The 13,754-nt window shown below is 56.2% G+C and carries 7 protein-coding genes; 1 reads left to right on the top strand and 6 read right to left on the bottom strand.

The annotated features are described in order from the left end of the window. Positions 1 to 148 precede the first annotated feature (148 nt). The gene (locus tag NSU14_RS07110) at positions 149 to 727 is read left to right on the top strand and encodes an NAD(P)H oxidoreductase (protein WP_340943781.1); all 579 of its coding nucleotides are present in this window, start codon (positions 149 to 151) and stop codon (positions 725 to 727) included. Positions 728 to 1,138: 411 nt separating this feature from the next. Here the strand turns inward: NSU14_RS07110 and NSU14_RS07105 are convergent, their stop codons facing one another. The 6 genes from NSU14_RS07105 to NSU14_RS07080 form a co-directional block, all read right to left on the bottom strand. Continuing rightward, complete coding sequence (locus NSU14_RS07105) at positions 1,139 to 2,644, bottom strand: beta-N-acetylhexosaminidase (protein ID WP_340943780.1); 1,506 nt, start codon at positions 2,642 to 2,644, stop codon at positions 1,139 to 1,141. Positions 2,645 to 2,709: 65 nt separating this feature from the next. Continuing rightward, positions 2,710 to 5,550 carry an alpha-mannosidase gene (locus NSU14_RS07100; protein WP_336099993.1) on the bottom strand — a complete coding sequence of 947 codons (2,841 nt, stop codon included), beginning with the start codon at positions 5,548 to 5,550 and terminating at the stop codon, positions 2,710 to 2,712. A gap of 5 nt (positions 5,551 to 5,555) precedes the next feature. Then, positions 5,556 to 6,554, bottom strand: coding sequence for a glycoside hydrolase family 130 protein (locus tag NSU14_RS07095; protein WP_042138933.1), 999 nt, complete (start codon positions 6,552 to 6,554; stop codon positions 5,556 to 5,558). A gap of 82 nt (positions 6,555 to 6,636) precedes the next feature. Further along, positions 6,637 to 7,956 carry a glycoside hydrolase family 125 protein gene (locus NSU14_RS07090; protein WP_042138934.1) on the bottom strand — a complete coding sequence of 440 codons (1,320 nt, stop codon included), beginning with the start codon at positions 7,954 to 7,956 and terminating at the stop codon, positions 6,637 to 6,639. 255 nt (positions 7,957 to 8,211) lie between these two features. Beyond that, positions 8,212 to 11,424 carry an alpha-mannosidase gene (locus NSU14_RS07085; protein WP_340943773.1) on the bottom strand — a complete coding sequence of 1,071 codons (3,213 nt, stop codon included), beginning with the start codon at positions 11,422 to 11,424 and terminating at the stop codon, positions 8,212 to 8,214. A gap of 2 nt (positions 11,425 to 11,426) precedes the next feature. After that, the gene (locus NSU14_RS07080) at positions 11,427 to 13,721 is read right to left on the bottom strand and encodes a glycoside hydrolase family 3 N-terminal domain-containing protein (RefSeq protein ID WP_076244691.1); all 2,295 of its coding nucleotides are present in this window, start codon (positions 13,719 to 13,721) and stop codon (positions 11,427 to 11,429) included. Positions 13,722 to 13,754: the final 33 nt, after the last annotated feature.

The raw sequence follows: 13,754 nt of genomic DNA, 5'->3' as shown, positions 1-13,754 counted from the left end.
TAGGGCACTTCAATGTACCTATGGTACCTTTCTCATCCTATAGAACATGAAAGTGCGTACTTCCAGACAATTTTATTACTGTTTATAATAGCATCAGCCACTGATCATGGCTACAAATTGGCGGTTCAGAAAGGTAGTGAAGATACAGATGAACGTATTAATCGTTGTTTCGCATCCGAGACAAGATTCCCTGACCTTTGCGGTTGCCCGCCGTTTTGCACAAGGTCTTACGGAGGCCGGACATGGCTATGAGATATTAGATTTGCACGGGATTGGCTTTGATCCTCTTTTGCAAGGAGTAGATGAGCCTGACATGTCCCTTGAGGAGCAATCCTTCTCACCTGAGGTGGAACGGGAAATGAAGCGGTTGAAGGAGCATGATGCCCTGGCCTTTATTTTCCCCGTCTGGTGGTGGCATTTGCCGGCCATGCTGAAAGGTTATATCGACCGGGTGTGGAACAACGGATTTGCATATGGCAAGAACCAACTTCATCATCAGCAGGTGTTGTGGATGGGTCTGGCCGGCGTTTCGCGGGAACAGATGCGCAAGCGCAACTATGATGAAACAATTACCCACCTGCTCAATGTAGGAATCGCTGATTATTGCGGTATCTCCAATTCCAGGGTTGAGTTTCTATACGAGACAACCTTAGATTCTAATCCCCGGCATTATGAGCTGCTGCTTAACCAGGCCTATCAATTAGGCTTGAATTATGCGGAGGAATAATGACCTGTTTGGTGAACAAGGTGAGCCCACCGGTATTCATTTTCCCAACTGATACTTGGCGTACTCATTATGACTCCGACTCGACAGCCAGCTAGGAGGACTGAGAATCCGCTATTGGAGCAAATCAGGCGGATTCAGTAGCTAAACGGACTCAGAATCGCTTATATGGACGAATTCCCTCCATTTCAGGCCCGAATAAACAAGATAAGCGATTCTCCGGTTCACCCAGATTTTAAGGCTTTTGAGAGATATAACGGATTCTCAGTCCGCTTCACTCGAGGGTTTGAGTCCTCGACGGAATTTCATAGTGCGGTTTCTCAACCAGTATCATTCCCCCAACAGTGTAGTTCTCAACAATGAAAAAAGCTGCCCCTACTAGCCTTTCGGCTTTGGGACAGCACTTTTTTTCAACTATTGACTTCGTTCGCTACCCTCCGCGTAACCGGCCAGCTTCTGCTTCCCCAGCCACGCTCTCTCCGCCATAGCGCTAAGCGGCCCGCGGATTCCGACTGCCACTTCTGCTTCGGTCTGCGCTTCCGGCTTGTCGCTCCAGATGGAGAAGGAACAGCCGATTAACTCACGCGGATAAGAACCCGCGGGATATTCCTGCTTCGCTCCGCCGGACCGCTGCGGGAACAACCCCGGATGCCATGAATTGCAGATTTTCTCTCCTGTTGGATACGTATAGCCTGCATGCTCACCCAGTACGTAATAAAAGTAGGCATCGTTGAAATTAATCACCTGATGTCCCTGCGCAATGATCTCTTCAACCGGGGCCATCATTTCATGCCATTTCGTCCAATACGTAATTTGGATGGAGGATTTAGGCGTTATTCTCTGGATCTGATCCCCACGGTACAGTCCATCGTTCCAGGCGCGGACGATCCACCCCTTGGACTCCAGATGTTCAGCCACACCGTTAAGGTAGTCAATATAAGTGTCCACACCCGTCCCGCCGCCGATGTTCAGAACATCCCGGGCATACTGCTCAAGCTGGGGATATTCCCCGAACTGCCCGAAGTTGATAAACTCATCGCCGCCGATATGAAAATGCGTGCTTCCGGCAAATAACTCCGCGTATTCGTCGATCAGCTCCAGCACGAATTGCCGCGCAGCGGCATTCGTAATATCCAGCGCGCCCGGGGCAACGGCTCCCGCTGAATTCTTAAGCAGCCAGTCCGGATGTGTCCGCAGGGCTTGTCCCAGATGGCCCGGCGAATCCAATGAAGGAATAACAGCAATATGATATCTTGCGGCCGTATGAATAATCGCCTTCATTTCCTGCTTGGTTAAATATTCGTCCGACATTACCTCAGGATGGCTCTCGCTCATCAGCCTGAAGCCTTCATTCTCGGAGAAATGCAGCTGCAGCGTATTCAGTCTAAGCCGGGACATCTCCCTGATCCTCTCCATGATCCATTCGGCGGTATAGAACTTCCGCCCGATGTCAATATGCAGCGCCCGCTCCGGCATCACAGGGTAATCGGTGATTCTACCGTACGGCATGAAGCCGTCAGCCAACAGCAGCTGTATCACTGTCCGCAATCCATACATCACAGCAGTTTCGCTTGGGGCCGTGATGTGAACAAACTCGCCGATTTCAATGACATAACCTTCCCGGCTGTCCATACCACCGCCCGCTCCGCTGTCGTTCAATTCAATGACAATATCTCCAGAAGACGGTGTCTCACACTCTCCATAAAGTACAGACAGGAGATGGCCGGATGGAGCCAGACTGTCTGCATATTCCGATAGAACAATGAAAATCGTGTCATTCAGAACCCTGTTTCCCTCTGATCTGATATTGTCTACAATCCTAACCCGGGATTGTGCTGACAGTCTCCATTGCCCCTGAGAGGCCTTCATATACTGCTGCACACCCGGGAACGGACTCTGATCACTGCTTAGCCTATCCATCTGAGGGTCACCTCCTGCTTCTACTTCTACTTCTACTTCTACTTCTACTTCTACCTCATCCTTGGTCAGTCAAGCCGGATGCCAACGGTTAGTATTTCATGTCCGCCCAGCTGAAGCCGAAGCGTATTTGCTCCGCCTTGCTCCAGTCGACCAGTCTCAGCCGCAATATCCGCAACCTTAGCTTCCAGCACATTCGATGTGTAGAAGCCCGTTGCCGGCAGGTCTGTTTCCAGCTTCATTTCACAAGGCTGGCCCGTCATGTTGAACCAGCGGAGCAGCAGATCCCCGCTCTCTTCGTTCATCTTGAGCGAAGAGAAGGCGGCAGCCGTGCCGCTCCAGCGGACAGCCGAGTACACGGCTGGAATGGTTCCTGTATGAACCTCCGCCTGGGCGCAGGTCCAGGGAATCTGGAACTGGTAGGCCGCAGCCGCGGCACCAAAAGCTACCGCGTCCCCGCTGTGCGGAATAAGCAGCAGCTCCGCCGTATGTTCCCCCTGGCACTGGGCTTCCGGCGTAGGGAACCAGCCCCAGTCGCCCATCTCCCCGACGCAGCGGAGCAGGGTAATGGCGATGGTGTTGCGGCCGTCACGCAGTATTTCATATTCATGGAGTCCGAGATTAGCGACCGTAAGCCCCGCATGCTCCTCCGCCACATCCACAAAACTCTGCTGATGCTGCGCATTGCTCGGGTTCAGCCACTCCGGCGCCGGTTCATTCGGCCGCTCCGCCAGCTCGAACATCGAGTCTACACGGTGGGAAGCTGCGGCCAGATCTGCAGGGAACAGCATCCGCAGACGGTGATCCTTCGCCGTATTATGGATATAACTTTTGACTTCCAGGCCTTTGCCGCTGCGTTCCAGCCTTAACACTGTCCGTAGCTTAAGCAGAACCTTGTCCGCTGAGCGCTGCGCCTGCCGCTCCGGATAATAGACCAGCGCACGCTGTTCTTCTTCCAGCACGGCATCGGCGGAAGCCGGAATCTCCCATTCATGGACGATCTCTATAGATGCCCGGTATGGCGCATCTTCTATGATGCGGATATCAGCCGTCAGCCCCCGGGTAGTCAGCGGAACTTCCCCCGCAGGCTGTCTGTACATATATTCGTTGCCGATGTCCCCGGTATTCTCATAGACACCGAGATCACGGTATACTTTGCCGCTTGGCTTATGCTCCAGCGTGAAGGAACCGTCGGCCATAATCTCAACCCGCAGCGATTCGTTCTCCAGTATCCGTCCGCCGTGGACAAGCGACGCTGAGGCCCCGGCACCTGCCCGAGGCTCCGTCCCGTTCGTTGCGGCACCACCCGCTGCGGCGGACCCTGCTATGCCTTGGCCGGATTGACCGGCAGCGGCCCCAGCCAGCGGGCGGACCCAGGCATAAGTGCGCAGCCCCAGCGCTGGCACATCCGCCGCTTCGAAGATCAGCTGCACCTTGCGGCAGCTGTACGGCTGCCGGAACCGGTCATCCGGCAGATCATAGCCGAATGACAGCCCCAGGTCCTGAATCGTACAAGGCACTTCGTTGCCTAGTTCATCCACCAGGACCCGTCCGCCCAGGTCAACCGCCTTCATCCGGCGGGCGGTCTCTTCAAGTGTGTGGCCTTCGCGCAGATACAGCCGGGCTGCGTCCAGCTCCACGCTGACTGTACCAGTGCGGCTCCAGCCGCTTGTATTCATCACAACGAGCGGAATAGCAGCTTCACCATACGCGGCGAAGCCCAATGTGTCCACCGCTCCGGTGATCGCCTGCATGCTGTCCGCCACGATGCCTTCGGCGGTGTGACGGCTCTTGTCGAACCGGGTTACCATCTCCCGGTGCACTTCATCCACACTGCAGCCGCAGATGGAATCATGCGGATGGTTCTGCAGCAGCGTTTTCCACGCGTAGGTCAACAAATGCTGCGGATACTCCCCGCCGTGCAGCCTGGCGATAACGGCCAGCGGCTCGGCTACCTTCTCCAGCAGCGCCTGGCCCCGCTGGTTCAGCTGCTTCAGGTACACCCGGGCGGACGCTGTATTAACCAGTGTCCCCCAGCCGTCAGTACGCTGGCTTCGCAGCTCGCCCTTAACCGTGGAGAGGCTGCGGCCGGCAAGAGAGTGCTGCACAGCCTTAATATAATCGGCAAAGTTTGAATGAACGAAGGATATCTCCGGGTACAGCTGCTCCGCGGTGCGGATGGCCTCCGGCAGATCGGTCTGCAGCGGCTGATGATCGCAGCCGTTCATGAACAGCAGCTGATCCGTGGCCGCATACTGCCTCGCATCTGCCAGCTTGCGCTCCCAGAAGGTCTTCGCCTCATCTGCTTCTGCCGGGATCTCATTGCCGTTCGAATACCAGTTGGCGAACAGGATGCCCAGCACCTTGGACCCGTCCGGCCCTTCCCAGACCAGCTCCGAGAACGAGGATTCATAGCCGTCGCTAGAGACCGTATTGTTGAAGCCTGTCGGCTTCACCCCGCGCCCGAAGAAGGCATTGGTGATTCCGGCCTGTACCATGAGCTGCGGAATTTGTCCGGTCAGGCCGAAGGTGTCGGGGAAATAACCGATCTTCGATACCTCCCCGTAGACTCCCGCGTCCTGATGCCCGATCTGCAGATTGCGCACATTGGCTTCCGGACTGGTCAGGAAGGCATCCTGCAGGATATACCAAGGCCCGATATAGATCCGTCCTTCACGGATATGGCGTTCCAGCCGTTCCCGGTTCTCCGGGCGGACCTGCAAATAATCTTCGATAATGATCGTCTGTCCGTCGAAGAAGAAGCTCCGGAATCCCGGATTCTGCTCCAGCGTGTCCAGCAGGCTGTCGACCAGCCGGATCAGCCGGAGATGATGGCGTTCATAAGGAAGATACCATTCCCGGTCCCAGTGCGTATGGGAGATGATATGCGCCGTTTGTTGTTTGTCCATGGCTGTTACACCTCAGTCTCCAGAGGATATTCCTCCATATAGTTAAGCAATTCGTCCACGGTGGTGAAGGCCAGACCCGTAACCGTATCTGCACAACCGTAGTAGATGGCAATCCGTCCTGTAGCCGCATCCGTCAAAGCCGCGCAGGGGAAGGTCACATTCGGCACATCGCCCACACATTCGTACAAGGTTTCAGGGCCGAGAATATAGTTGCGTGAGCGGGCTTTCACCTTCCATGGCTGATCCAGATCGAGCAGCGCGCAGCCCATGCGGTAGACAAACCCGTTGCAGGTGTTGATTACGCCGTGGTAGATCAGCAGCCAGCCCTTATCGGTCTCAATCGGAATCGGACCCGGGCCAATCTTCTTGGACTGCCAGGCGGAGGCATCGCCGTTCACCGTGCCCATCACATAGCGGTGCTTGCCCCAGAAGGTAAGGTCAGGACTCTCGCTGTAAAAGATATCGCCAAACGGAGTATGCCCGGTATCGCTTGGACGGCTGAGCATAGCATAATTGCCGCCGATCTTGCGCGGAAGCAGCACCCCGTTCCGGTTATACGGCAGGAAGGCATTCTCCAGCTGATGGAACGTCTTGAAATCAAACGTATACGCCAGTCCAATCGTCGGCCCGTGATAGCCGTTGCACCAGGAAATATAGTAACGGTCATCGATCTTGCATACCCGGGGATCGTAGCGGTATTCCCGTTTGATAATCTCTTCATCGCCCTCGAATTCTATAGGCTCATGGTTGATCTTCCAGTTCACCCCGTCCTCGCTGAACCCGGCAAAGATGTCCATGCTGACCGATTTGGAATCACAGCGGAACACGCCGGCGAAGCCGCCCTCAAAGGGAATGACCGCCGAATTAAACACACTGTTCGAGTTCGGGATCGCATCCCGCTTAATGATCGGGTTGGCGGAATATCTCCATACAGGCGCGTTGCTGTCCGCCGGTTTCTCCTGCCAAGGGATATTTGACAATGTTTCTCCAATAATTGTATTCATGCTCAGGTCTCCTTTGTATATGAAAAAGTGCTTTACACAATCATAATTAGCTTCCTGTATTCTGTATCCATGCAGGCCGGACCTAGAGAATCCCTTCCTGCAGCGCCCGCCAGACCAGCTGGGAGAACAGGCTATTCGACCAGGCGAACCACTTGCGGGTGAACACCGACGGATCGTCGGCCAGGAAGCCTTCATGCATATAGCCGGTATCCGCGTCCGTTGCTTCGAGCATGGCAATCACCGCCAGCTTCTCTTCTTTACTATTTGCCGTGATTCCCTGCATGGACAGCGCCATATGCCAGATATAACCCGGAGGGGTATGCGGACTGCCGATGCCCTTGGCGGCTTGGCCTTCGTAATAGAACGGATTCTCGCTGCTCAGCGCAAAACGTCTAGTATTCTGATAGATGGGATCGTCATTCTTCAAATACCCGAGGTACGGAATGGACATCAGGCCCGGTGTTCCGGCGTCATCCATCAGGCAGTAATTGCCGTAGCCGTCTGTTTCGTACGCATAGATCGGCCCGAATTCAGGGTGGCGATAGATACCGTACAGCTTGATGCCGTGATCCACCTCTTGCTCCAGCGCCTTCAGCTCGGCCAGGAAATCCAGATCGCGGAACACCCACTCGGCGAAATCCTGCATCTGGCGCAGAGCCACCACAGCGAACATATTCCCCGGAATGTTGTAATGGAAATCGCAGGCATCGTCGCTGGAGCGGAAGCCGGACCAGATCATCCCTGTGTAGTTGACCGGCATGCCGAGACCGCCGCCCCGGATCGAATCCTCCATAATCCCGTTGTTCCGGGTGAAGCGGTACGGGGATTGTTCAGCGTGATGCTGCTCCCGCTTGAAGAGATCGGTAATGGTGCGCAGCATTTTTTTGAAATCAGCCGTGAAGATATCCGTTCGCTTCGTCTCCTCCCAATAGGCATGGGCCAGCCGGATCACGAAGCACAGCGAGTCAATCTCGAACTTGCGCTCCCACACCCAGGGCGACATCTCCGTCACATCCCCGGCATTCCAGTGCCAGTCGTTAGCCGTTTCGTTGAACGCGTTGGCGTAAGGATCAATCAGCACGTACTGCGTATGGCGCTTGATCAGCCCGCCGATCATTCGCTGCAGATCAGGATCTTTGGCGGCAAAAGGCACATAATGAATCACCTGCTCGACCGAATCGCGCAGCCAGCAGGCCGGGATATCGCCCGTAATGACAAACGTGGTTCCATCGTCAAGCAGCTTGGTAGTAGTCTCCAGCGTGTTCGGGAAACAGTTCCGGAACAGGCGCTGCAGCTTGGGCCGGTGGGCCAGCTTCTCTTCGGCCTCGGCCAATACGGCCTGAATGGATGACGGGAGCGGCAGCTCCGGCATTTGAATCTGGGGAAGTCTGAATTGTTCCAAGGTGATAGTCTCCTTCGGCTTAATCTATAGGGTACCTGAACTGAAGCTATATAGATTGTACTTGTAAGTTTTCTGTTCTGGGATTGCCGTGACTCCAGAGAATGTTTGGCCCTCCGGCCGCTGTTGTCCCCAGATTTCTTGATTTTTAACCGCTAATCGCGGTGGAAATCCGGTGACAAAGGCGGACGCTGACGCTCCTACAGTGCCAAAATTCTCCTCCGCCACTTTTCCCTGTCTGTATTTTTCAAGTTCAATCTATTTAGAATGAATAATTTTCAGGGTCTTGATCTCGAACGGGTGGAAGTCTAGCGTCAGCTCTCCCGCCTCTTCCGCCAGCAGCTCTGCCTCTTCTTCCAGTGCATTGGACAGGTATACCGCTGAATGCGGCAGCGGCCAGCCGAGCTTGACGGTCTCGCGTCCGCCAGCGGATTCATACAGCCGCAGAATACTGCCGCTTCCGTCTTCCGCCAATTTGACTGTATCCAGGATAACCTGCTTCCCGTCATAGGGGAGGAATGAGCCTGAAGGCGGCAGCTGTCCTGCACTTGAATTACAGGCAACCGCATAGGAAGTGTGATTCAGCTCAGCGGCTTTACGGAGGGTATGCGCCCCGCGCCAGTCTCCGGTATGCGGATACAGTGAATACGTGAATGCATGTGTGCCCAGATCCGCGGAATGATCCGGCCAGCGCGGCGCGCGCAGCAGCGACAGACGGATCGTGCTGCCCTGCGTGTCATAGCCGTATTTGCAGTCATTCAGCAGGCTGACACCATAGTCATGCTCAGACACATCGGCATAGCGGTGCCCGCAGACTTCATATTGCGCCTGCTCCCAGCTGGTGTTGCGGTGCGTTGACCGTTCCAGCGCGCCGAACGGGATCTCATAGGTCGCCTTGCTGGTTACTACATCTACCGGGAAGCCGACCTTCAGCAGCTTATGGGCTTCATTCCATTGGACCTTCGTCTTGAAGTCAATCCGCCGGTCACTGTGATACAGGATCAGCTCCTGCTCTATTTCGGATTGGCCGATGCTCCAGCGGAAGTACAGCACATCGCAGACAGGGCCTGAGGACAGCAGCTTCTGCTCCAGCAGAACAGCTTCTCCGGCAGGCTGCTCCTCATACCGGCTGTCTATATCCCAGGCATCCCATAGGATAGGGCGGTCATGGAAGAAATGCAACCGGTTCAGCCGCTCTCCGGCCTTGACAATCTCACGCCCGGCTTCCTTATCGTACAGGCTGATGATCTCGCCCTGTTCATTGAACCGGAGCCGGTAATATTCCGTCTCCCAGTCCTGGCCGAACGAAGCTGCAACCGAAGCTTCATTAGATGCTTCAATCGGTGTCGGCATATCTCCGCTATCTCTGCCAACCTCGCCGCTACCGTCAACTCCGCCATCTTCGCGCAACGCTGGCTGTTCCTCATCTCTCAGCCACACGGTAACATACCCGAATGCCGGAACCTCCGGCACCCGCACGCGGAGAGCAGCTGGCCCGTCTGCTGTAACCGGCTCCGCGGCCAGCCGCATTCCTTTCCGGTCATATACGGCGGCAGCAGTGTTATCCGCTCCGTCTCCGGCAGCCGGGAGCTCAACCACCATATCCCGGGCCCAGCCCAGACCGTTCAGGACGACATAAGGCTGGCCCTCTCCACGGGTATCGATATCCGATACGGCGGCCTCCATAACCGACTTTAGGCTGCTATCTCCAAGAGCGAAGATGCTCTGATACTCCTTGTCCGAAGTCTGATAGACCTCGGGAATCGACGAGCCGGGAATAATATCATGGAACTGGTTAAGCAGAATCAGCTTCCAGCCTTCATTCAGGTCCTCCCCGATCTCTTCCCGCTGCTGCGGCTGCAGCTGGTGTCCGGCCAGCGTCTGCCATAGTTCCGCTTCCCTGTACAGAATCTCGGCCTTGCGGTTATTGCGCTTGTTCCGGGCATGTGTGGTATAGGTTCCCCGGTGCAGCTCCAGATAGAGGTCGCCCTGCCAGACCGGCAGCTCAGGCTTCGCCTGCTCGATGCCTGCGAAGAAATCTGCCGCCGTACTGTAGCCGGAGGCTGGCTGGCCCACCATGAGCTCGGAGCGCGAGAGATATTCAAGCATCTCCCGGGTCACTCCGCCGCCCCCGTCCCCGTGTCCGTACAGCAGCATTTGTTCGCTGTGCACGGCTTTTTCACGGTAAGACTGCCAGTGCTCATGAATATCCTTCGGCAGCGTACTCTCATTCACTCCGTGGTTCATATAAGACAGAAGTGCCGTTCCGTCGATGCCTACCCAGTGGAACAAATCATAAGGGAACAGATTCGTATCATTCCAGCCGAGTTTGGTCGTCATGAAATAGCGGACCTTGCCATGCTTCAGAATCTGCGGCAGGGAAGCGCAATACCCGAAGGTGTCCGGCAGCCATTCAATCTCGGATTGCCGTCCGAATTCCTCCTGATAGAACCGCTGCCCATACAGCATCTGCCGCATCAGGGATTCCCCGCTTGGAATATTCAGATCCGGCTCCACCCACATACCGCCAACAAGCTCCCAGCGCCCTTCAAGAATCCGCGCCTTCACCTTCGTGTACAATTCAGGATCATTATCCTTCAGATAAGCGAACAGCTGCGGCTGGCTCTGGGCGTAGCGGTACTCCGGGTATTCCTCCATCAGCGCATGAACCGTCGAGAAGGTCCGGCTGGTCTTGCGAACAGTTTCCCTCGTGGGCCATAACCAGGCAATATCGATATGCGACTGCCCGACCATATGGATGAAGCCTTCGCTGTTGCCGCCGATTTCCCGGACTTTCCCGGTCAGCGCCTGCTCAATGTCTCTGATCCTGCCGCCGTCCCGTCCATTCTCAGGTCCCATAGACACATACGCATCCATCGCCTGATACAGCGCCTCCAGGATACGGACACGCCGGAAATCCTGTTCTGGCAGCAGCAGCGCCGAATCACGGATCACAGTAACGGTATACATCAGCGACTGCACCGGCAGGTTAACCCTGACGAGCGCAGCGGTTATAGACCGGACCGGCGGCTGAATCACCGCCTGCTTGTTCAGCGGATCATCCGGCTCGGGAACCGGATCGTAGAGTTCGATCTCAAGCTCCGGGTTTCTTCCGTCGGCAACAGGGTCAAGTGAAACGAAGGTATGATTGCGGTCCAGCCCCTGCCGGGAAGCTCCGCCTACACGCAGCAGCCCTTCTCCGCCGGAGTGGAAGATGATCCCTGTGTCCGCACCCGTCCAGTCCGCCGGAATATCAAGCGCCGTGCGGAACATATAAGTCGTTCCCTGTACGCTCGGGAACAATCCGAAGGCTTCGCTGCCCGAATACGGCTGTAATTCGTCATACTGCCCCGGCTGCCGGTAGGTTGTGGAGAAGACCTTCCAGTCTTCAATCGCCCGATATTCCAGCCATTGCGCTTGTGAACATTCACGGATAAACCTGTCTATTCGTTCCGTATTTAATCGTTCCATCCCTAATCCTCCATGACGGCAAGCTCTATATCGAGCGTATCGTTGACGTTCCTTCCTACTCCGATCCGGAAGCTCCCCGGTTCAACGACCCGCTTGTACTCCGCCCCGATATAGCTCAAGTGTTCTGCACTGAGCCTGAAAGTGACCGTCTGCTTCTCTCCCGGTTCCAGGTAAATCTTCCGGAAGCCCTTCAATTCCTTGGCCGGTCTGGTCACCTTACTGACCCGGTCGGAAATATATAACTGAACGACCTCCGCGCCTCCGCGTAAGCCTGTATTCTCCACTTCCACCGTAACTTCAGCACTTCCGTCCGCCTGGATTTCAGCAGGCTCTACCTGCAGCCCGCTATAGCTGAATTCGGTATAGCTGAGCCCGAAGCCGAAGGGATAACGCGGCTGCGAATCCCCTTCAAGATAACGTACACCCCGTGAACGTTTGCCCAGATAATAGACGGGCAGTTGTCCTACATCCAGCGGGAGCGAGAGGGTCAGCCTGCCGGACGGATTCACATCGCCGAACAGGATGTCCGCAATGGCATGGCCGCCCTCCTGCCCGGGATACCAGGCTTCCAGAATGGCATCCGCCTGCTCATCGATCCAGGGCTCGGCAATAGGACGGCCGTTGATATATACGACTACCACCGGCTTGCCGAGCGTCTTCAGCTCCTTCAGCAGCTCCAGCTGAACGCCGGACAAATGAAGCGACATCCGGTCGATGCCCTCACCGCAATCCATATCGCTAAGCTCATTCTCTGTCACCTTCGAGGCTCCGGTCCGCAGATCAATGCTGCCCTCGCCAAAGTCTCTGGCGCTCGACCCGCCCAGTGCGAGTACAATCGTATCCGCCCAAGCCGCTGCCTGAAGCGCGGATTCGAATCCCTCGGTGGAACCGTCTTTGATCCGGCAGCCGGGCGCATAACGTACCCGCTCCGGCTCAGCGGAGAGCTTGGCCCGTATTCCGGCCAGCACCGTCGCCACCCGGTCACGCGGTTGCGGGGAGGTGTAATCCCCGAGCTGATTATAGCCGGTATCCGCATTGGGTCCGATGACAGCCACTTTTCCTGTGCCCGCAGACAAGGGGAGGATGCCATTATTCTTCAGCAGGACAATTCCTTCTGCCGCAATGCTCCGTGCCAGCTCCGCATGTTCCGGGCTGCCGATCACCTGCTCTGCCCGGTCCGGATCGGCAAACGGCTGTTCGAACAGGCCCAGCCGGAACTTCAGCTCCAGCACACGTGCAGCCGCTTGATCCACCAGCTTCTCATCCAGCCGCCCGGAACGGAGCGCCTCCAGCAGATAGCCTCCGAACATGACGCCGGACATCTCCATATCTATCCCGGCCTGGAGCGCCTGCACAGCCGCGTCTTCCCCGCCGTCCGCTGTATCATGGCCCGAGGCCAGCATGTCGATAGCGCCGCAATCGGTAATGACCATGCCCTTGAAGCCCCATTCGCCGCGCAGGATATCCTCCAGCAGCTCCTGATTGGTTGTGCAAGGCACTCCGTCAATCTCGTTATAGGCTGGCATGATGGATACCGCACCGGCTTCCACCGCTTTGCGGAACGGGTACATATCGACCTCCAGCAGCTCCCGCTTGCCGATATGCGCCGGACCTGCATTCCTGCCGCCTTCCGAGCTGCCGTAAGCGACAAAATGCTTCAGTGTCGCCCCGACACTGGACCCGCTGTCAAGCCGGTCGCCCTGTAGTCCTTCCACAGAAGCTACGGCGAATTCGCCTATGAGATACGGGTCTTCCCCGTAGCATTCCTCGGTCCGGCCCCAGCGCGGATCACGCACCACATCAAGCACAGGCGAATACGTAACTGCACCGCCTTGAGCCCGGGTCTCCAAAGCTACTGCCCGGCACATCTCCCGGTACAGATCGACATTCCAAGTGCTGCCAATCAGCAGGGGAACCGGAAATACCGTCGCCCCGATCGCCATATGCCCATGCGAGCATTCTTCACCGATCAGCAGCGGGATGCCCAGCCTGGAATGCTCCAGCACATAACGCTGGATGGTATTCACCGCTTCGGCTCCGGCCCGCGCCCCAAGTCCGCTCTCCAGGGTGACCCCTGTCCAGGGATCTGCCCGCAGTGTGCCATATAATGCGCCGATGCCGCCTTCGCGGATCTGGCGTTTGAAGTCTTCTGTCAGTTCTATCGTTCCTTCTGTATGATCATAGGTCTGCCACCCGAATAGCTGAACGAGCTGGCCAACCTTCTCTTCCGGCGTCATCAGCCCCAGCAGATGTTCAGTCCGCTCCTTGACGGGCTTCGCAGAGTCTTTATATAACATTTTGGCTCCCACACCCTTTCTCCTGTTGTACTC

It is taken from the genome of Paenibacillus sp. FSL R10-2771 (genome assembly GCF_038000205.1).
Taxonomy (GTDB): Bacteria; Bacillota; Bacilli; order Paenibacillales; family Paenibacillaceae; genus Paenibacillus_AQ; species Paenibacillus_AQ phytohabitans.
Note: the sequence above shows the minus strand (reverse complement) of the source record. Positions and strands in the feature narration are given on the sequence as shown.